Genomic DNA, 20,537 nt, shown 5'->3' with positions numbered 1-20,537 from the left:
CTTGGTCACCCCGGTGACAAGGGGTTTTTTCTTGCCCCGACCCGGTCTGCACCGCCAGAACGGGGCCGGGACGCCGTACCAGCCGGGTCCGCCCGGTGCCGACACAGCAGTCCCAACAGCAGTCTCCAGGCAGCACGTTCGCAGCAGCACTCTCGAAGAAGAGGATCCGATGACGCAGGGTCGCATCGCCGAAGTCCGCCCGCCGGCCGTCCATCCGCCGGCCCCGGTTGTCCCCAGTAGCGCGGCCGTGTCCCGACCGGTGGAGCGACTCAGCGGCGCGGCATCGGTCGTCCGCTCGCTCGAGGAGGCCGGGGCCGAGATCGTCTTCGGCATCCCCGGCGGCGCCGTCCTGCCCGTTTACGACCCACTGCTGGACTCCACCAAGGTGCGGCACGTGCTGGTCCGGCACGAGCAGGGCGCCGGTCACGCGGCGACCGGCTACGCGCAGGCCACCGGAAAGGTCGGCGTCTGCATCGCCACCTCCGGCCCGGGCGCCACCAACCTGGTCACCCCGCTCGCCGACGCCCAGATGGACTCCGTTCCGCTGGTCGCGATCACCGGCCAGGTCGGCCGGTCGATGATCGGCACCGACGGCTTCCAGGAAGCCGACATCTGTGGCATCACGATGCCGATCACCAAGCACAACTTCCTCGTCACCGATCCGGCCGAGATCCCACAAACGATCGCGGCCGCTTTCCACCTGGCATCAACGGGCCGACCCGGCGCCGTGCTGGTGGACATCCCCAAGGACGTGCTGCAGTCGGAGACCACCTTCGTCTGGCCGCAGGACGTCCACCTCCCCGGGTACCGGCCGACCATGCGGCCGCACTCGGGGCAGATCACCGCCGCCGCCAAGCTGATCGCTGCCGCGCGACGTCCGGTGCTCTATGTGGGCGGCGGTGTGCTGAAGGCCCGGGCAACCGAGGTCCTTCGACAGCTGGCCGAGCTGACCGGGATCCCGGTCGTCACCACTCTCATGGCTCGCGGCGCCTTCCCGGACTCCCATGTCCAGCACCTGGGCATGCCCGGGATGCACGGCACCGTGACGGCAGTGGCGGGGATGCAGCGCGCGGATCTGATCATCGCGCTGGGTGCCCGGTTCGACGACAGGGTCACCGGCCAGCTCTCGACCTTCGCGCCGGGCGCGACCGTGATCCATGCGGACATCGACCCGGCCGAGATCGGCAAGAACAGGGTCGCCGACGTGCCGATCGTCGGTGACGCCCGCGAGGTGATCACCGAGCTGATCGCCGCCGTGACCGCCGAGCAGCGGTCCGGCGTGGTCGCGGACCTGACCGCATGGTGGGCCGAACTGGACGGGCTGCGCAGCACGTTCCCGCTCGGCTACGACTGGCCGGCCGACGGGTCGCTCGCGCCCCAGTACGTCATCGAAAGGCTCGGCGCCATCGCCGGTCCGGACGCGATCTACGTGGCAGGCGTTGGGCAGCACCAGATGTGGGCGGCGCAGTTCGTGTCCTACGAGAAGCCCGGAACCTGGCTCAACTCAGGCGGTCTCGGAACGATGGGATACGCGGTGCCGGCCGCGATGGGCGCCAAGATGGGCCGCCCGGACACCACCGTGTGGGCCATAGACGGTGACGGCTGCTTCCAGATGACCAACCAGGAGCTGGCCACCTGTGCGATCGAGGGCATTCCGATCAAGGTCGCGGTGATCAACAACGGCAACCTGGGCATGGTCCGGCAGTGGCAGACGCTCTTCTACGGCGAGCGGTACTCGCAGACCGATCTCGGTACACACAAGCACCGCATCCCCGACTTCAAACTGCTCGCCGAGGCCTACGGCTGCGTCGGGCTGCGGTGTGAGTCTCGGGAGGACGTGGACCGCACGATCGAGGCCGCGATGGCTATCAACGACCGCCCGGTGGTCGTCGACTTCGTGGTCGGCGCCGACGCGCAGGTCTGGCCGATGGTGGCCGCCGGCACCGGCAACGACCAGATCATGGCCGCCCGCGGCATCCGGCCCCTCTTCGACGAGGAGTGAGTCGATGACGCAATTCGGCTACGCGCCATGGCCGCGGGCATTTACCTCGCTCGCCGCGCCCGACGTCCACACCAAGCCGGTGCCCGCGCTTTCCCCGGGTGCCGTTCCGACCACCGCGCCCGGCGCCGGCGCCCGCCCGTCCGCCCACCAACCCGCCGGTCGCGATCAGCGGCCCGGCCCCGTTCAAGGAGCCCATGCCGCTGTGACCCGCCATACGTTGTCCGTGCTGGTGGAGAACAAACCCGGTGTGCTGGCGAGGGTCTCGTCGCTGTTCTCGCGGCGGGGATTCAACATCCACTCGCTCGCTGTGGGGCCGACGGAGAACCCGGACGTGTCCAGGATGACGATCGTCGTGGCGGTCGAGGGACTGCCGCTCGAGCAGGTCACCAAGCAGCTGAACAAGCTCATCAACGTCCTCAAGATCGTCGAGCTCGCACCGGCCCAGGCCGTGCAGCGCGAGCTGCTGCTGATCAAGCTGCGGTCGGACGCCAGCACCCGGCCGCAGATCGTGTCCATCGTCGAGATGTTCCGGGCGCGGGTCATCGACATCACCCCGGACGCGGTGACCGTCGAGGCGACCGGTACCAGCGACAAGCTCGAGGCGCTGATCAAGATGCTCGAACCCTTCGGCGTGCGCGAGCTGGTCCAGTCCGGGATGGTCGCCCTCGGGCGCGGACCGCGCTCGATCACCTCGGGCAGCAGCAGGGCAGACTGAGCCCGCGTCAGCGCCATACCGTCACAGCGCCATACCGTCACAGGGCCACACCGTCACGGGACCGGCACCGAACCGAACGACCCGATTCACCAGCCCCCGATCACCAGCGACTCGACCCACAAGGAAGCAGGCACACCAGCAATGGCAGCGGAGATTTTCTACGACGACGACGCCGATCTGTCGATCATCCAGGGGCGCAAGGTCGCCGTCATCGGGTACGGCTCCCAGGGCCATGCCCACGCGCTGAGCCTGCGTGATTCCGGCGTCGACGTACGGGTCGGCCTTCCCGAGGGGTCGAAGTCCCGGGTCAAGGCCACCGATCAGGGGCTTCGCGTGGTCACTCCGGCGGAGGCCGCGGCCGAGGCCGACGTGATCATGATCCTGACGCCGGACCACGTGCAGCGGCACGTGTACGCGGAGGCCATCGAGCCCAACCTGAAGCCGGGCAACGCCCTTGCCTTCGGACACGGCTTCAACATCCGGTTCGGCTACATCAAGCCGCCGAAGGACGTCGACGTCATCATGATCGCGCCCAAGGGGCCCGGTCACCTGGTGCGCCGCGAGTTCGTCGACGGCAAGGGCGTGCCCTGCCTGATCGCCGTGGAGCAGGACTTCACCGGTGGCGCGCAGGCGCTGGCGCTGTCCTACGCGCGGGGCATCGGCGGTGCCCGCGCCGGCGTCATCAAGACGACCTTCCCGGAGGAGACCGAGACCGACCTGTTCGGCGAGCAGGCCGTGCTCTGCGGCGGCATGTCCCGACTCGTGCAGCTCGGCTTCGAGACCCTGGTCAACGCCGGCTACCAGCCGGAGATCGCCTACTTCGAGTGCCTGCACGAGCTGAAGCTGATCGTCGACCTGATGTACGAGGGTGGCATCGCCAAGCAGCGCTGGTCGGTCTCGGACACCGCCGAGTACGGCGACTACGTCTCGGGCCCGCGGGTGATCGACGACCACGTCGCCGAGAACATGCAGGGCGTGCTGGCCGACATCAAGGACGGCACGTTCGCGGCCCGCTTCATCGCCGATCAGGACGCGGGTGCGCCGGAGTTCAAGAAGTTCCGCGCCGAGCAGGAGAAGCACCCGATCGAGGAGACCGGCCGGCACCTGCGCGGGCTGATGAGCTGGGTGGCCAAGGAAGACGACTACACCGGCACCGCAGACCGCGGCTGATCGCCCGCACCGACGTCATGCCGAAGGCCCCGGGGAGAAGATCCCCGGGGCCTTCGGGCGTTCAGGTGCACGCGACCGCGCGCCGGGCGCTCAGAACGTCTTGCCGCCCTTGGCCTTGAACCACGCCCTGGACTGACCGTTCAGCATGAACACCACGATCAACACCGGGATGACGAAGCCCAGCAGCGAGGTGAAGCCGAAGCTGGATGCGATGGCCGAGATGATCGCCAGCAGCGCGTACACGCCGCACGCGATGACCAGGATCTGGCCGTTCTTGCCGTTCAGGGCCACCACCCCACCCCAGATCATCAAGCCGGCGACGACGATCGTGCCCAGCGTCACAATGATCAGGAAGGTGCCGATCCCACTGACCGAGTCGCAGGCGGCGGCGGTGTCGAAGTCGAGCGACGTGTCGTTGCAGACGGCGCTGCTGGCGGTGCTCAGCACACTGCCGGCGAACAGCAGGATCAGGCCGAACAGGATCCCCAGGCCGCCCCAGATGAAGGCGAGCACCGCGGCCGCGGTGACCATCCCGGGCCGCGCGCTGCCGGCCGGGGCACCGTAGGCGCCGGAGGGATAGCCACCCTGGCCGTAGGCGGGCTGAGCGTATTGGGGCTGCTGATACTGCGGCTGGCCGTACTGGGGCTGGTATTGAGACTGCTCATACGGCTGTTGGTACTGGGGCTGCTGATATTGCGGCTGGGAGTACGGCTGCTGGTACTGGCCGGGAGGCTGCTGACCCGCGGACCCGTAGGGATCGTTGCTGGCCGGGTAGCCGGTGGGTGTGGTCATGGCGGGTCCGTTTCTTTGCCGCTCTGGTCGGCACCATGCCGACCCAGCCACCAAACCGGCCTGTGCCGGCCTGGATTGTCGACAGGGAGGTCGACGTGAGTCAGGAGGACGATAACGCCCGAATCGCCTTCAGGAGCAGGTTCAGGACAGCGTGATACCACCGTGCATGCGAATCACCCGAAGAGGCACGGATAGCATGGGCCGCCGGGCCGCCTGAGCCGGCCGACGCACTGCCTTCGCCGGGACCCCCGGCCCGCGGCCAGACCGCCGCCCCGCCCACGTAACGGAGATGACTGCTGTGCCCAAGCCCGTCGTGCTGATCGCCGAGCAGCTTGCCCAGTCCGCGATGGACGTCCTCGGGACCGAATTCGAGATCCGGCATGTCGACGGCGCCGACCGGTCGGCGCTGCTGCCGGCCCTGGCCGACGCCGATGCGGTGCTGATCCGGTCCGCCACCACCATGGACGCCGAGGCACTCGCCGCCGCACCGGTGCTGAAGGTGGTCGCCCGGGCGGGCATCGGTCTGGACAACGTGGACGTCCCCGCGGCCACCGCCCGCGGTGTGCTGGTCGTCAACGCCCCGCAATCGAACATCATCACCGCCGCCGAGCACGCCATCGCGCTGCTGCTCGCGATCGCCAGGAGGATCCCGGCGGCGGACGCCTCGTTGCGGGCCGGCGAGTGGAAGCGCAGTGCGTTCACCGGTGTCGAACTCGCCGACAAGACCGTCGGTGTGGTCGGTCTCGGCCGCATCGGGCAACTGTTCGCGGCCCGGGTCGCCGGCTTCGGAACCACCGTCATCGCCTACGACCCGTACCTGCAGCCGGCGCGGGCCGCCGCGCTCGGCGTCCGGTTGGTCGACCTGCCGACGCTGGTGTCGACAGCGGACGTCATCTCCATCCACCTGCCGCGGACCCCGGAGACGCTGGGTCTGATCGGCGCCGCCGAGCTCTCCACCGTCAAGCCGGGGGTGCTGATCGTCAACGCCGCCCGCGGTGGCCTGATCGACGAGCAGGCGCTCGCCGACGCGCTGGTCTCCGGCCGGGTCGGCGCGGCCGGTATCGACGTGTATGTCAAGGAGCCGCTGCCGGCGGACAGCCCGCTGCGGACCGCGCCGAACACCGTGCTCACCCCGCACCTCGGGGCGAGCACCGCTGAAGCGCAGGACAAGGCGGGAACCGCCGTGGCCCGGTCGGTCAGGCTTGCGCTGCGTGGCGACTTCGTCCCCGATGCGGTGAACGTGCAGGCCGCCGGTCCGGTCCCGGACGAGCTGCAGCCGTGGATTCCGCTGGTGTCCAGGCTGGGCACCATCCTGACGTCGGTCGCCGGCGGCGTGCCGAGTCAGGTGGTCGTCGAGGTGCGCGGCGACCTCGCCTCCCAGGACACGTCGATCCTGCAGTTGGCCGCGGTGCGCGGCATCTTCGGCGGCGTGATCACCGAGGCGGTCACCTTCGTCAACGCGCCGGCGCTGGCCGCAGAGCACGGGCTGACGCTGACCGGCACCGTCACCGAGGAGATCGGTGACTACCGCTCGTCGGTGACGCTCCGTGGCGCGATGGCCGACGGCGAGTTCCGCACCGTCTCCGGGACGCTGTCCGGCGAGACCCAGGTCGCCAAGCTGATCGAGATCAACAACCGGCACTTCGATCTGCGCGCGGCGGGCAACCTGCTGGTGGTTGCCTACGCGGACCGGCCCGGTGTGATGGGCACGGTCGGCGCGCTGCTCGGCCGCGACGACATCAACATCGAGGCGGCGCAGATCTCCCAGGAACTGGACGGCCGGGCATCGATCATGGTGCTCCGGGTCGACCGGGTGCCCAGTCAGGAGCTCCTCGAGACCATCGGGGACGCGGTCGAGGCAAGCGCCATCCGGGGGATAGCTGCAGGCTAGGGGCCTACCCTGCGTCCGGATCGTCCCTCGTACGGATACCCTGACGCGTGCTCGGGTCGGTTTCGGCCGTCCCGGGTGGCCAACAGCGACGACCCGTGAACAGACAGAAAGGCCGCCCCGTGCGGGAGCGGTCCCGCGACAGCGCGGCAGAGAGGCAGCCATGAAGCTCGCGGTCATCCCAGGTGACGGCATCGGTCCAGAGGTGGTGGCCGAGGGCCTCAAGGTCCTGCGGGGTGTTGTGCCCGGGGTCGAGACCACCGAGTACGACCTCGGTGCGGCCCGGTGGCACCGGACGGGGGAGTTGCTGCCCGACTCGGTGCTCCGGGAGATCCGGGAGCAGGACGCGATCCTGCTCGGCGCCGTCGGTGACCCCACGGTCCCGTCCGGCATCCTCGAGCGGGGGCTGCTGCTGCGGATCCGGTTCGAGCTCGACCATCACGTCAATCTCCGCCCCGCCCGGCTGTACCCGGGGGTGCCGGGGCCGCTGGCCGGGGACAAGGCGATCGATCTTGTCGTCCTGCGGGAGGGGACCGAAGGGCCGTATGTCGGCAACGGCGGCCTGCTGCGCAAGGACACCCCGCACGAGATCGCCACCGAGGTTTCGCTGAACACCTACTTCGGCGTGGAGCGGGTGGTGCGGAACGCCTTCGAGCGCGCGGCCCGCCGACCGCGCAAGCACCTGACGCTGATCCACAAGACGAACGTCCTGGTGCATTCCGGTCAGTTGTGGAGCCGGGTCGTCGAAGAGGTCTCGATGGAGTACCCGGATGTCTCGGTGGCGTACTCGCACATCGATGCGGCGATGATCTATCTGGTCACCGATCCGGGCCGGTTCGACGTGGTGGTCACCGACAACCTGTTCGGCGACATCTTCACCGACCTGGCGGCCGCGGTCTCCGGCGGCATCGGACTGGCGGCATCCGGCAACCTCGACGTCTCCCGGACCAACCCCAGCATGTTCGAACCCGTGCACGGGTCCGCGCCGGATATCGCCGGCACCGGCACCGCCGATCCCACCGCAACCGTGCTGTCGATCGCCCTGCTGCTGGACCACCTCGGTCTGCCCGAGGCGGCCCGCAGGGTGGAGGCTGCCGTCGCCTTCGACCTGGCGACCCGGCAGAGCGGATCCGTCGGCCGGACCACCGCCATCGGCGACCGGCTGGCCGCGCTGGCATCCAGCTGACCTCCACACCGAGCCGACCCGAAACCGAGTTGAATCGAGCAATGACCGCTCCTGTGAGCCGCCCGTCCACGCTGGGTGACGCGTTCCACGTCTTCGACACGACCCTGCGGGACGGCGCGCAGCGCGAGGGCATCAGTTATTCGGTGGCCGACAAGATCGCCGTCGCCACCCTGCTCGACGAACTCGGCGTCGGCTTCATCGAGGGCGGCTGGCCAGGGGCAATGCCCAAGGACACCGAGTTCTTCGCCCGTGCCACCTCCGGCGAGCTGCCGCTGCGCACCGCACAGCTGGTCGCGTTCGGCGCCACCCGGAAGGCGGGCATCAAGGCCGCGGACGACCCGCAGGTCCGGGCGCTGCTGGCGTCCAACGCGCCGGTGATCACCCTGGTGGCCAAGTCCGACGTCCGGCACGTCGAACGGGCCCTTCGCACCACCCAGGAGGAGAACCTGGCGATGGTCGCGGACACCGTCGCGCTGCTGGTCGGCGAGGGCCGACGGGTGTTCCTGGACTGCGAGCACTTCTTCGACGGGTACGCGGCAGACCGGGACTACGGACTGCGGGTCGGCGAGGCCGCGATGTCGGCCGGCGCCGACGTCATGGTGCTGTGCGACACCAACGGCGGGATGTTGCCGATGTCGATCGAACGTGTCGTGCGAGAAGTGTTGGACCGCACCGGGTTCCGCCTCGGGATCCACTGCCAGGACGACACCGGTTGCGCCGTCGCGAATTCCGTCGCCGCTGTGCACGCCGGCGCCACCCACGTGCAGTGCACCGCCAACGGCTACGGCGAGCGGGCAGGCAACGCCGATCTGTTCGCGGTCGTCGGCAACCTGATGACGAAGATGAACCTGCCGGTGCTGCCCGAAGGTGGGCTCGCGGACATGATGCGGGTCTCGCATGCCCTGGCGGAGCTGGCCAACATCGCCCCGAACACCCACCAGGCCTACGTCGGATCGTCGGCGTTCTCGCACAAGGCGGGTCTGCACGCCTCCGCGATCAAGGTCGATCCCGACCTCTACAACCATCTCGATCCGACGTTGGTCGGCAACGACATGCACATTCTGATCACCGAGATGGCCGGCCGCGCGTCCGTCGAGCTGAAGGCCCGTGAGCTCGGCGTCGATCTGACCGGCAGGCACGACGCGGTCGGCCGGATCGTCGACGCCGTCAAGTCACGGGAGGCGGGTGGCTGGTCGTACGAAGCGGCCGACGCCTCGTTCGAACTGCTGATGCGCGAGGAACTCGCCAAGGATTCCGATCCCGGTGGGGCGGAAGTGGTGTCGCCACGGGCGTTCCGGCTCGAGTCGTACCGGGTGATCGTCGAGAAGACCGAATTCCCGGTGCCTGTCGTCAGTTCCGAGGCAACCGTGAAGGTGCATGTCGGGGGGCGGCGGATCATCGCCACCGCCGAGGGGAACGGCCCGGTGAACGCGCTGGACTCTGCGCTGCGCTCGGCGGTCGCCGAGGAGTTCCCCGAGTTCAGTGATGTGGAACTCGTCGATTACAAGGTCCGGATCCTCGCGGGATCGGCCGGGACCGACTCCATCACCAGGGTGCTGGTGTCCTCAGCGCGCGGCACCGAGGAATGGACCACCGTCGGTGTGCACGCCAACGTGGTCGAGGCGTCGTGGCAGGCGCTGGTGGACGCGCTGGTCTACGCATTGCAGCCGGACGGCACGAACTCGGGGCACCAGGAAACCGCCCAGGTAACTGCCGGGGAGAATGCCAAGGAAACCGCTCGGGAGACCGCCGCCGGGGTCCCGCTGTCCGTCTGAGCGCCGCCTCCCGATGGCGGCAACCCGGGCCGGTGTTCCGGGTCGGGACCGACGTGGTTGAAAGGATCAGCGAATGCGTCTGGCCAGGATCGCTCACCCGGACGGGGTGGCGTTTGTCACCGTCGACGGCCGGGAGGGCGCGGAACGGGCTCGCGAGATCGCTGACCACCCCTTCGGCACGCCGACGTACACGGGGCGCTCGTGGCCGCTGGCCGATACCCGGCTGCTGGCGCCGATCCTGCCGTCCAAGGTGGTCGCGATCGGCCGCAATTACGCCGACCACGCCGCCGAGCTCGGCAACGAGGTGCCGGCGTCGCCGATCATCTTCATGAAGCCGTCGACGTCGGTGATCGGTCCCAGGGTCGCCATCCAGTTGCCGCCGTCATCCCAGCGGGTGGACTTCGAGGGCGAGCTGGCCGTCGTCATCGGCCGGCCGTGCCGGGACGTCAAGGCGGAGAACGCCTCGTCGGTCATCCTCGGGTACACCGTCGCCAATGACGTCACCGCCCGCGACCAGCAGCGCGCGGACGTCCAGTTCACCCGCGGCAAGGGCTATGACACGTTCTGCCCGCTGGGGCCGTGGATCGAGACAGAACTCGACCCGTCGGACCTGTCCGTGCGGACCGAGCTCGATGACGAGGTGCCCCAGGACGGCCGGACCAGCGACATGGTCTTCACCGTCGGTGAGATCGTCGAGTTCGTCTCGGCGATCATGACGCTGCTGCCCGGTGACGTGCTGCTGACCGGCACGCCCGCCGGGGTTGGCCCGATGGTCGCAGGGCAGACCGTGTCGGTCACCGTGGAGGGCATCGGCACGCTGACCAACCCGGTCGAGCCGCGCCGCTAGGGTTGGTCTGCCATGACACAGACCCCCTCATCCCCGTCGCCTGCTGTTCCGCCGGTCCCTGGAAAGCGCCCGGTGCGCGCCCGCTTCTGTCCATCGCCCACCGGAACCCCGCACGTCGGGCTCGCCCGGACGGCGCTGTTCAACTGGGCCTTCGCCCGTCACCACGGCGGCACCCTGGTGTTCCGGATCGAGGACACCGACGCCGCCCGGGACTCCGAGGAGTCCTACGCGGCGCTGCTGGACGCGATGACATGGCTCGGGCTGGACTGGGACGAGGGACCGGGGGTCGGCGGGCCGCACGCCCCGTACCGGCAGAGCCAACGCGGCGGCATCTACCGCGAGGTGGCCGCCGAACTGCTGGCCGCCGGCCATCTCTACGAGTCTTACTCCACCAATGACGACGTCACCGCGCGGTCTCTGGCCTCCGGCCGCAACCCGCAGCTGGGCTACGACAACTACGACCGGACACCCGATCCGGTGCTGATCGAGTCCGCCATCGCCGCCGGTCGCAAGCCAGTGCTGCGGCTGCGGGTGCCGGACCGGGACATCACCTTCGATGACCTGGTCCGCGGGCCGATCACCTTCCCAACGGGCTCGGTGCCGGACCCGGTGCTGGTCCGGGGGACCGGCGAGCCGCTGTACACACTGGTCAACCCGGTCGACGACGCGCTGATGGGGATCACCCACGTGCTGCGCGGAGAGGACCTGCTGCCCTCGACCCCGCGGCAGATCGCGCTGTACGAGGCGCTGATCGCCATCGGCCGGGCCGAGGTGGTGCCGGAGTTCGGGCACCTGCCGTTCGTCACCGGAGAGGGCAACCGGAAGCTCTCCAAGCGCGACCCGCAGTCCAACCTGTTCCAGTACCGCGACGACGGCTTCATCACCGAGGGGATGGTCAACTACCTCGCGCTGCTGGGCTGGTCGATCGCCGAGGACCGGGACATCTTCACCCCCGCCGAACTCGTCGCCGCATTCGACGGCCGGCGGATCTCCGGCAACCCGGCCCGCTTCGACCGGAAGAAGGCCGAGTCGATCAACGGCGTCCACCTGCGGATGCTGACGCCGGAGGACTTCGCGCAGCGGCTGGAGTCGTATCTCGTCGCGCGGAGCCTGCTGCCGCCGGAGCCTGATGCGGAGCAGCGGGGGCTCGTCCGGGCGGCAGCGCCGCTGGTGCAGGAACGGTCCGCGCTGCTGTCCGAGGCGGCCGCGATGGTCCGGTTCCTGTTCACCGCGGAGGACGACTTCGTGGTGGATCCGGCCGCCGCCGGCAAGGTGTTGACCCCCGCGTCGAGGCCGGTGCTGGAGGCCGCCATCGCCGCCGTCGAGGGCCTTGCCGCGTTCGATGCGGCGTCCCTGGAGGCCGCGCTCAAGGGCGCGCTGATCGAGGACCTCGGGCTGAAGCCCAAGGTCGCCTTCGGACCGGTGCGGGTGGCCGTCACCGGCCGGACCATCTCGCCGCCGTTGTACGAGTCGCTGGAGCTGCTGGGGCGTGAGGTGACGGTACGCAGGCTCAGGTCGGCGCTGAGTTCGCTCGCCGGCTGACCGTGGGATCGGCCTGTGTGGCGGGCGGTCCGGTCGCTGCGGATTTTTGGGTTGGGCTGCGCGGCAGGTAGTATCGTTCCTCGGCGCCCGCCCTGGTCAAGTCAGTGGGGGCGGCCTTTGGGGTATGGTGTAATTGGCAACACTAGGGATTCTGATTCCCTCATTCTAGGTTCGAGTCCTAGTACCCCAGCGGTTCGGCAGTGAGTCGCCGACAACGACCGTTGTCCTGCGAGGCGGGGCGAGTCGTGTAGCATTTCCCATCGGATCGGGCACGTCAGAGCTGCTGCGCGGTCCGATGAACAGCAGTCAAGAAGTTTCTAGGGCCCCGTCGTCTAGCGGCCTAGGACGCCGCCCTCTCACGGCGGTAGCGAGGGTTCGAATCCCTTCGGGGCTACCAGCACCGGATCCCGGAGCGCATCACGCGCTCCGGGATTTTCCGTTTCCGTCCGCGGTAGGCGTAGCGGTGCACGATTCGAGCCGCCAAGGTCGGACGTCAGCCCGCCGCGAAGGGTCCGACATCGGCGAATCAGCAACGACGCGGCTCCAGCGGAGACCGCTCGACTCCCGTCGCCTATGGTCCGGTCATGAAGTTCAGGCGATATGTCGTGATCTGCCTCATGACCGCGGTCCCGCTGCTTGCCGCGTGCGGTGGAAGTGATCCGGCAGCCGAGCCCAGCAGTGCGCCAGCACCGGACGGAACCGCCGCGGTGGACGGCCCGGCAACGCCCGCAGGGACGGCCAATTCGGTCTCCGCGGTGGACGTCTGCGCCCTGCTCACCTCGCAGGATGCCGCTGCTGTGGCGCAGGAGCGGGGGTTGAGCGGGGGCTCCGGAAATCCCACGTACACCTTGACCTCGACGAAGCAGGACTACCCCAACTTGGCCGTCCCGACCTCAGGCTGCAAGTTCACGATCGCAGGCGGCGGCGCGTCCGGCACCGTGGTCATCGAGGTTGTGTCCGCAGAGAACTTCGCGCTGTACTCCGGTGGAGAGGTAGTCCCCGGTCTTGGTGATGAGGCAGTCAGCCAGGGCGGCACGACCGTTGTCCGGGTAGGCGATCTCATGCTGCAGACGTCGGAGAACTCCTTCACCGAAGCATTCGTCGTCGCTCTCTACCGGAAGATGATCCCGAACCTGTCATGACCTCCGCGGGCACCCGCCGCCGTCAGAGCCGCGCCGTCAGAGCCGCGCCGTCAGAGCCGCGCCGTCAGCGCGTCCGCCGCTTCCACCAGGTCCCCGGCCCACCGCGCCCCCGGCCGCCGGCCGATCCGCTCCACCGGCCCGGACACCGACACCGCGGCGATGACGGCGCCTTTCGGGTCGCGCACCGGCGCCGAGACCGACGCCACACCCGTCTCCCGTTCGGCCACCGACTGCGCCCAGCCGCGTCGTCGGACCTCGGCCAGGGTGCGCTCGGTGAACGTGGCGTCGGATGCCAGCACCGCACGTTGGACGGACGAGTCGGCCCAGGCAGTCAGCACCTTGGCGCCCGACCCAGCGCTCATCGGCAGCCGGGATCCCAGCGGGACGGTGTCCCGCAGTCCGGAGGTCGGTTCCGCCACCGCGATGCAGATCCGGGACAGCCCGTCGGGGCGGTAGACCTGCACGCTCTCGCCGGTGCGGTCGCGCAGTCGCGGCAGCACATCGGCCGACGCGGTCACCAGCGGATCGGGAGCGCCGGCCGCGAGGACCGCCAACAGCGGCCCCGGGCACCAGCGGCCGTTCGCGTCGCGGGTGAGCAGTCCGTGCACCTCGAGCCCGACCGCCAGTCGGTGTGCCGTTGCCCTGGGAAGCCCGGTGGCCGCGCAGAGGTCCGCGAGACCGGTCGGCCCGTCCGCACTGACCTGCAGCACCTGCACCGCTTTGTCGAGCACCCCGATGCCGCTAGACTTTCCCATGCAGCGATACTAGATTCCCGCATGTTGAGATGTCCAACAGCTCGTGGGACCAGCAGTCAGAAGGAGTCGCAATGGGGCGCACACTCGCCGAGAAGGTCTGGGACGCACACATCGTGCACGCCGCTCCGGGTGAGCCCGACCTGTTGTTCGTCGACCTGCACCTGGTCCACGAGGTGACCAGCCCGCAGGCGTTCGACGGCCTGCGGCTCACCGGCCGCCCGGTCCGCCGGCCCGATCTGACGCTCGCCACCGAGGACCACAACGTCCCGACCGAGTTCGGCGGCGGGTCAATGCCCCGCGGCCCCTTCGTCGGCAGCAATCTGTTGATCAAGGACGCGGTTTCCCGGCTGCAGGTCGACACGTTGCGCGCCAACTGCGAAGAGTTCGGCGTCCGGCTCTACCCGATGGGCGACGCCGAGCAGGGCATCGTGCACGTTGTCGGCCCGCAGCTCGGGCTCACCCAGCCGGGGATGACGATCGTCTGCGGCGACTCGCACACGTCCACCCACGGCGCGTTCGGCGCGTTGGCCTTCGGTATCGGCACCAGCGAGGTCGAACACGTCCTGGCGACCCAGACGCTGCCGCTCAAGCCGTTCAAGACGATGGCGATCACCGTCGACGGCGCGCTCGCCCCGGGCGTCACTGCCAAGGACATCGTTCTGGCCGTCATCGCGAAGATCGGTACCGGCGGCGGCCAGGGCTATGTGCTCGAGTACCGCGGCGAGGCGATCCGGGCGCTGTCGATGGAGGGCCGGATGACGGTCTGCAACATGTCCATCGAAGCCGGTGCACGAGCCGGGATGATCGCGCCTGACGAGACGACCTTCGCCTACGTGAAGGGCCGCGACCACGCGCCGAGCGGCGAGCTGTGGAACGAGGCGGTCGCCTACTGGTCCACTCTGGTCACCGACGACGATGCCGTCTTCGACGCCGAGGTCGTCCTGCACGCCGACGAACTGGCGCCGTTCGTCACCTGGGGCACGAATCCCGGTCAGGGACTGCCGTTGTCGGCCAGCGTCCCCGACCCGGAACTCATCGTGGACGACAACGAGCGGGGCGCGGCCGAGCGGGCGCTGGAGTACATGGGCCTGACCGCCGGCACGCCGCTGCGTGAGATCCATGTCGACACGGTGTTTCTCGGCTCGTGCACCAACGGCAGGATCGAGGACCTGCGTGCCGCGGCCGATGTGCTGCGCGGCAGGCACATCGATCCGACGCTGCGGATGCTGGTGGTACCGGGATCCATGCGGGTCAAGGCGCAGGCCGAGGCGGAGGGTCTGGACGCCGTTTTCAGTGCCGCCGGTGCCGAGTGGCGCAGCGCCGGATGCTCGATGTGCCTGGGGATGAACCCCGATCAGCTGTCCCCGGGCGAGCGCAGTGCGTCGACGTCGAACCGGAACTTCGAGGGCCGGCAGGGCAAAGGTGGCCGCACACATCTCGTGTCGCCGCTCGTCGCCGCAGCGACCGCCGTGCGCGGAACGCTCTCCTCGCCGGCCGATCTGGAGCCGGTCGACGCACTTGCGGCCCGCTGACCTTCGCCCCCGGCATCGCCCCACCCGGCCCCACATCCCGCCCAGCAGAAGAACCAGGACACCGCAATGGACGCCTTCACCACGCACACCGGCATCGGGATCCCGCTGCGGCGCAGCAACGTCGACACCGATCAGATCATCCCGGCCGTCTATCTCAAGCGGATCAGCCGGACCGGTTTCGAGGACGGGCTGTTCGCCGCGTGGCGTGCCGACCCCACCTTCGTGCTGAACCATGCCGCCTACGCCGGCGGGTCGGTGCTGGTCGCCGGTTCCGACTTCGGCACGGGATCCTCACGCGAGCACGCGGTCTGGGCCCTGATGGATTACGGGATCAGGGTGGTCATCTCGCCGCGGTTCGCCGACATCTTCCGAGGCAACGCGGGCAAGGGCGGACTGCTGGCGGCCGAGGTGTCGCAGGACGACGTCGAATTGCTGTGGAAGCTGCTGGAGAATCAGCCGGGAACCGCGGTGACGGTGAACCTAGAGCAGCAAACGATCTCGGCCGGCTCCTTGGTGATCCCCTTCTCCGTCGATTCCTACACCCGCTGGCGGCTGATCGAAGGCTGGGACGACATCTCTCTGACACTGCGGCACGCCGATGAAATCAGTGAGTTCGAGACCCATCGTCCGAAATTTCTTCCGACCACCGGGTGACCGTCGGCGGGCGTCCCGATCCCGGCTGGTCAGCCCGGTGGCGCCCGTGAAATCTGTTGTTGCACAGTCTGTTTCACTTCCAGATCCGGTTACTCAGTGCGACATTCCGCAGCCCGATCCAGCCTTGTCGAGGGCTCCGAATAGTGTGAGAACCGTTAGAACACACTGACTCCTGGGCGTGGTGCACTAGCGCTTCGGCGATTTTGCGCCTACCGTGAGCGACCAATCGGCCCCCATTTGTCGTGGGCCGGAGAGTCCTGGGAGGGACAGTGAACAAGACCGATCTGATTAACCAGCTCGCCGAGCGGTTGGACGGGGACAAGAAGGCCGCGCAGGTCGCCGTCGAAGGCTTCATTGATCTGGTCCAGCGCGAAGTGCAAAAGGGCCGCAACGTCTCGATCTCCGGCTTCGGCGTCTTCGAGAAGCGCCTGCGCGCAGCGCGTACCGCGCGGAATCCGCGGACCGGCGAGGCCGTCAAGGTGAAGAAGACGACGGTGCCTGCCTTCCGGCCCGGCAAGTACTTCAAGGACGTCATCGCCGGGACGGTGAAGTTGCCCAAGCCGACCGGTAAGCCCACCAGCGCGCGGGCAGCCGCCGCCGCCGCGAAGGCAGGCACCGCTCCGGCGGCTGCCGCCAAGACGACAGCCACCAGGGCACCTCGGGCGACTGCCGCGTCGAAGACGGCTGCCACCACCACGACTCGGACGCGAGCGGCCGCCAAGCCGGCCGCGGCCAAGCCCGCTGCGGCTGCACCCGCGACCCGGACCCGCGCTGCCGCCGCCAAGACCACGTCAGCGGCCGCCGCACCGAAGACCACCGCCGCCAAGACCACCACCACCCGCACCCCGAGGGCGACCGCCGCCAAGACGGCGCCCGCCACCAAGGCCGCGGCCGCCCCGAAGGCTGCCGCCAAGCCGGCAGCGCGCCGGACGACGGCGAAGGCGAAGTAGCAGCAGCGTCAACAGATTCGGCGGGCGACGGCACCAGCCGTCGCCCGCCGAACGCTGCGTCTCACGAGTCTGTACGGCCCGGCGCGGGGCGGAGTAACTCAGACAACCGGCGACGGGTACGAATCCGCCTGCACCATCCGGCGGTCGTCGAACGACAGGAACCAGTACGCCGCCTTCGGTGTGCTGACCTCACCGATCGGCACGTCGGACCGGCCGGCCAATGACTTCACCACCCCGGGGATGACGCCGCCCTGGCTGCACACCAGCACTGTCCCGCCGTCCTGCTGTTCCGCCGCCAGTTCGACGAGCCGGCGCCGGGCGCCCGCCGGATCGTCCCGGTAGGCGTCCTCGGCGAGTACCGGCTCGAAGAACACCTCCTTGCCGAGGGTCTCGGCCAGCGGCGCGACGGTGGCCCGGCACCGTTCGAGCGGTGCGCTGTGCACCGCGTCCGGCGCGAAGGCGGCCAGTTCCCCGATCAGAGCCTGAGCCTGCTTGCGTCCCTTGGCGTCCAGCGGGCGCAGTGCGTCGTCGCCGTTGTACTCCTCGCGGTGACCCGCCCTGGCATGACGCAACAGGACCACGCCGGTCAGCGCCGGCGGCTCGAGCGAGAAGGTACTCAGCACGGACTGGTCGAACTCGTAGGTCATCATCTCCGCAGCCTTTGCGGGGGGTAGCCACTCGAGCTGATCGACTTCCTTGTTCGGCGTGAACGTGCCGCCGATGCGTTTCGCCGCGAAGTAGTGCACCGTCTTCGGGCCGCCGTTGGCCTTGTACGAAACGGTTGTCAGCGACCGGCCGATCGCGGCGCGGCAGCCGGTCTCCTCCTGCACCTCCCGGGCAGCGGTGACGATCGGCACCTCGCCGGGCTCAGCCTTCCCCTTCGGCAGTGACCAGTCGTCGTACCGCGGCCGGTGCACGAGGGCAACCCGGACTCCGTACCGTCGCGAGGGGCGCCACAGTACGGCGCCCGCTGCGTGGATGACGGCGCTCGAGGCGTCATTCGCCACGGGCGACGCCCCGGCGGAGCAGCTCTTCCTGCATGTCCCTGCCCGGGCCGTCGGCCGGCGACTTGAACCATCCGTCTGGACCCAGCACCCAGCAACGTGTCTCGGGAGCGGCGGCCATCTTGAACAGTCCCGCCATCACGTTGGTCGCATCCGGATCCTTGACCTGCACGAGCGCCTCGACCCTGCGGTCGAGGTTGCGGTGCATCATGTCCGCGCTGCCGATCCAGTACTCCTCGTTCTCGCCCCCATCGTTCGAAGCACCGTTGCGGAAGTAGAAGATCCGCGAGTGCTCGAGGAACCGGCCGACGATCGAGCGGACGGTGATGTTCTCGCTGAGTCCGGGAACGCCGGCCCGCAGCGCGCAGATACCCCGGACCGTCACGTCGACCTGGACACCCGCCCGGGAGGCCCGGTAGAGCGCGTCGATCACCTTCTCGTCCACGATCGAGTTCATCTTGAGCCGCACCAGACCGCCCCGACCGTTGCGCTGGTGGTCGATCTCGCGTTCGATGCGGGCGACGATGCCGCTGCGGATCGAGTGCGGGGCGACCAGCAGGTTGCGGTACTCGGTCTGCCGCGAGTACCCGGTCAGCACGTTGAACAGGTCGGTCAGGTCGGCGCCGATGTCGGGATCGGCGGTGAGCAGGCCGAGATCCTCGTAGATGCGGGCGGTCTTGGGGTTGTAGTTGCCGGTCGCGATGTGGCAGTACCGGCGCAGGGTCTTGCCCTCCTGCCGGATCACCAGCGCGGTCTTGCAGTGCGTCTTGAGGCCGACGAGCCCGTAGACCACGTGCACGCCGGCCCGTTCCAGTGCCTTCGCCCAGGAGATGTTGGCCTGCTCGTCGAAGCGCGCCTTGATCTCGACCAGCGCGACGACCTGCTTGCCGGCGGCGGCGGCGGAGATCAGCGCATCGACGATGGGGGAGTCACCGGAGGTGCGGTAGAGGGTCTGCTTGATCGCCAGCACCTGCGGGTCGGCTGCCGCCTGCTCGATGAACCGCTGCACCGTGGTGGCGAACGACTCATAGGGATGGTGCAGCAACACATCTCCGTCCCGCAGGGTGGCGAACACGCTCTTCGGCGTCTCACCCTCGGCGAACGCGGGGTTCGTCCGCGGCACGAACGGCGCGTCCTTCAGTGCCGGCTTGTCCAGCCCGTACAGCTGCCACAGGCTCGAGAGATCCAGCAGGCCGGGGACTTCCACGGCGTCCGACGGGTCGACGTCGAGTTCTCCGAGTAGCAGCGCCAGTACTCGTTCGCTGGTGGTGTCGGTGATCTCGAGCCGCACCGGCGGGCCGAAACGGCGGCGGGCGAGCTCCCGTTCCAGCGCCTGCAGCAGGTCCTCGTCGCGGTCCTCCTCGACCTCGAGATCCGCGTTGCGGGTGACCCGGAAGACCTGGTGCTCGACCACATCCATGCCGGGGAACAGCTCGGCCAGATGAGCGGCGATCAGGTCTTCCAACGGCAGGAAGTCGTTGACGCCGCGGCGAACCCGCACGAACCGGTCGACGTTGTTGGGCACCTTCACCCTGGCGAACCGCTCGGCGCGGGTCTCGGGGTCGCGGACGATGATCGCCATGTTCAGGCTCAGCCCGGAGATGTACGGGAACGGGTGCGCGGGGTCGACCGCGAGCGGGGTGAGGACGGGGAAGATCTGCGACGTGAAGTAGTCGGCCAGCCGTTCCCGGTCCTCGGGATCGATCGACTGCCAGTGCACGATCCGGATGCCCGCCTCGGCCATCGCGGGCAGGACGTTGTCGGTGAAGCAGCGGCCCTGCCTGTCGACCAGTTCCTGGGTGCGCGCGGAGATCAGTGCGAGCTGTTCGGACGCCGTCAACCCGTCGGCGCTGGTGACCGACAGACCCATGTCCCGACGGCGTTTCAGGCCGGCCACCCGGACCATGTAGAACTCGTCGAGGTTCGAGGCGAAGATCGCGAGGAACTTCGCCCGCTCGAGCAGTCGTTGTTCCGGATCCTCGGCGAGAGCCAGAACCCGGGCGTTGAAGTCGAGCCAGCTCAGTTCCCGGTTGGAGAACCGGTCCTCCGGCAGGGGTTCGTCATCGACGACGGTCTTGCCGACGGCTTCCGACGCCCCGCCGTGGAACGGCTCGACGGCCGTTTCCTCGACGATCAATCTGCCGGTGAATGTGCCGATGCCGTCGTTCAGGACGGGGAAACGCGCGGCCGCCGGGGGCTGCCCGTTCGAATCCTGTGCCTTCGGATCCTGCCTGTTCGGTTCCTGCCCGGTCGAAGTCGGTGCGGCCGAACCCTGCTCGGGAACGCTGCGCTCCTCGACCGCCGGCTCGCCCGCGGGGTTCGCGCCGCCCGCCGAGTTCTGCGCCGGCCTCGGAGCCCGCTGAGCCGTCCCCTGGGACCGGCCCGACCGGGGCGCGGGGCGCGGAGCCGGGGTCGAGCTGGAGTTGTTCCGGGAACCTCTGCTGGCAGTCACCGGGACATTCTCCCGTGTCGATCGCTTTCCATGCCACACCACCGGTGATTCGGCCCGCCGACGGCCGGGATCGGCGCGAGTGCGCGCCCCCGGGCGGGAGGCGCCCGCGTCGACCCGCAAGGCCTTAGGGT

At 69.1% G+C, this 20,537-nt stretch carries 16 protein-coding genes and 2 tRNA genes; 14 read left to right on the top strand and 4 right to left on the bottom strand.

Going from position 1 to position 20,537, the window contains the following annotated elements; all coding sequences use genetic code 11:
• The first annotated feature begins 169 nt into the window (after window positions 1-169).
• From ACVBEQ_RS16830 to ilvC, 3 genes are all read left to right on the top strand, one after another.
• On the top strand, window positions 170-2,002 hold the full coding sequence (locus tag ACVBEQ_RS16830) for an acetolactate synthase large subunit (protein WP_447154454.1): 1,833 nt from the start codon (window positions 170-172) through the stop codon (window positions 2,000-2,002).
• A 202-nt stretch (window positions 2,003-2,204) separates the two neighbouring features.
• Entirely contained in the window at window positions 2,205-2,717 is a 513-nt protein-coding gene (gene ilvN / locus ACVBEQ_RS16825) for an acetolactate synthase small subunit (RefSeq protein ID WP_447154496.1), read from the top strand.
• A gap of 141 nt (window positions 2,718-2,858) precedes the next feature.
• Window positions 2,859-3,887: a ketol-acid reductoisomerase gene (ilvC, locus tag ACVBEQ_RS16820; protein ID WP_447154453.1), complete on the top strand. Its 1,029-nt coding sequence runs from the start codon at window positions 2,859-2,861 to the stop codon at window positions 3,885-3,887.
• A 90-nt stretch (window positions 3,888-3,977) separates the two neighbouring features.
• On the opposite strand, the gene ACVBEQ_RS16815 is transcribed toward ilvC, so the two are convergent.
• Window positions 3,978-4,679, bottom strand: a complete 702-nt coding sequence (locus tag ACVBEQ_RS16815) for a hypothetical protein (RefSeq protein ID WP_447154452.1) — start codon at window positions 4,677-4,679, stop codon at window positions 3,978-3,980.
• A 289-nt stretch (window positions 4,680-4,968) separates the two neighbouring features.
• On the opposite strand from ACVBEQ_RS16815, the gene serA reads away from it, so the two are divergent.
• From serA to ACVBEQ_RS16775, 8 genes are all read left to right on the top strand, one after another.
• Window positions 4,969-6,570, top strand: a complete 1,602-nt coding sequence (serA, locus tag ACVBEQ_RS16810) for a phosphoglycerate dehydrogenase (RefSeq protein ID WP_447154451.1) — start codon at window positions 4,969-4,971, stop codon at window positions 6,568-6,570.
• A 160-nt stretch (window positions 6,571-6,730) separates the two neighbouring features.
• On the top strand, window positions 6,731-7,753 hold the full coding sequence (locus tag ACVBEQ_RS16805; protein ID WP_447154450.1) for a 3-isopropylmalate dehydrogenase: 1,023 nt from the start codon (window positions 6,731-6,733) through the stop codon (window positions 7,751-7,753).
• 41 nt (window positions 7,754-7,794) lie between these two features.
• Window positions 7,795-9,528 (top strand): citramalate synthase, encoded by a 1,734-nt coding sequence (gene cimA, locus ACVBEQ_RS16800; protein ID WP_447154449.1) that lies wholly within the window; start codon window positions 7,795-7,797, stop codon window positions 9,526-9,528.
• Between the two features lie 73 nt (window positions 9,529-9,601).
• The gene (locus ACVBEQ_RS16795) at window positions 9,602-10,375 is read left to right on the top strand and encodes a fumarylacetoacetate hydrolase family protein (RefSeq protein ID WP_447154448.1); all 774 of its coding nucleotides are present in this window, start codon (window positions 9,602-9,604) and stop codon (window positions 10,373-10,375) included.
• A 12-nt stretch (window positions 10,376-10,387) separates the two neighbouring features.
• Window positions 10,388-11,917, top strand: coding sequence for a glutamate--tRNA ligase (gene gltX / locus ACVBEQ_RS16790; protein ID WP_447154447.1), 1,530 nt, complete (start codon window positions 10,388-10,390; stop codon window positions 11,915-11,917).
• 118 nt (window positions 11,918-12,035) lie between these two features.
• Window positions 12,036-12,107: transfer RNA gene (locus tag ACVBEQ_RS16785), tRNA-Gln, on the top strand.
• Between the two features lie 131 nt (window positions 12,108-12,238).
• Window positions 12,239-12,314 (top strand) — tRNA-Glu (locus ACVBEQ_RS16780).
• 187 nt (window positions 12,315-12,501) lie between these two features.
• Window positions 12,502-13,059: a hypothetical protein gene (locus tag ACVBEQ_RS16775; RefSeq protein ID WP_447154446.1), complete on the top strand. Its 558-nt coding sequence runs from the start codon at window positions 12,502-12,504 to the stop codon at window positions 13,057-13,059.
• A gap of 50 nt (window positions 13,060-13,109) precedes the next feature.
• Here ACVBEQ_RS16775 and ACVBEQ_RS16770 read toward each other — a convergent pair whose 3' ends face one another.
• Window positions 13,110-13,814 (bottom strand): IclR family transcriptional regulator, encoded by a 705-nt coding sequence (locus ACVBEQ_RS16770; RefSeq protein WP_447154445.1) that lies wholly within the window; start codon window positions 13,812-13,814, stop codon window positions 13,110-13,112.
• Window positions 13,815-13,885: 71 nt separating this feature from the next.
• Between ACVBEQ_RS16770 and leuC the strand changes: the two genes are divergently transcribed.
• The 3 genes from leuC to ACVBEQ_RS16755 all read left to right on the top strand — a co-directional run bounded on the left by leuC (window position 13,886) and on the right by ACVBEQ_RS16755 (window position 16,950).
• A complete protein-coding gene (gene leuC, locus ACVBEQ_RS16765; protein ID WP_447154444.1) occupies window positions 13,886-15,346 on the top strand; it encodes a 3-isopropylmalate dehydratase large subunit in 1,461 nt (486 codons plus the stop codon).
• A 66-nt stretch (window positions 15,347-15,412) separates the two neighbouring features.
• The gene (gene leuD, locus ACVBEQ_RS16760; protein ID WP_447154443.1) at window positions 15,413-16,000 is read left to right on the top strand and encodes a 3-isopropylmalate dehydratase small subunit; all 588 of its coding nucleotides are present in this window, start codon (window positions 15,413-15,415) and stop codon (window positions 15,998-16,000) included.
• Window positions 16,001-16,269: 269 nt separating this feature from the next.
• Window positions 16,270-16,950 carry an HU family DNA-binding protein gene (locus ACVBEQ_RS16755; protein ID WP_447154442.1) on the top strand — a complete coding sequence of 227 codons (681 nt, stop codon included), beginning with the start codon at window positions 16,270-16,272 and terminating at the stop codon, window positions 16,948-16,950.
• 98 nt (window positions 16,951-17,048) lie between these two features.
• Here the strand turns inward: ACVBEQ_RS16755 and ACVBEQ_RS16750 are convergent, their stop codons facing one another.
• A complete protein-coding gene (locus tag ACVBEQ_RS16750) occupies window positions 17,049-17,957 on the bottom strand; it encodes an NUDIX hydrolase (protein ID WP_447154441.1) in 909 nt (302 codons plus the stop codon).
• A complete protein-coding gene (locus ACVBEQ_RS16745) occupies window positions 17,947-20,124 on the bottom strand; it encodes an RNA degradosome polyphosphate kinase (RefSeq protein ID WP_447154495.1) in 2,178 nt (725 codons plus the stop codon). Before ACVBEQ_RS16745 ends, ACVBEQ_RS16750 begins: the two co-directional genes overlap by 11 nt.
• Between the last annotated feature and the right edge of the window lie 413 nt (window positions 20,125-20,537).

Source organism: Nakamurella sp. GG22 (assembly GCF_052976845.2).
The sequence above is the reverse complement of the archived record's forward strand: the minus strand, read 5'-3'. Positions and strand labels throughout refer to the sequence as shown.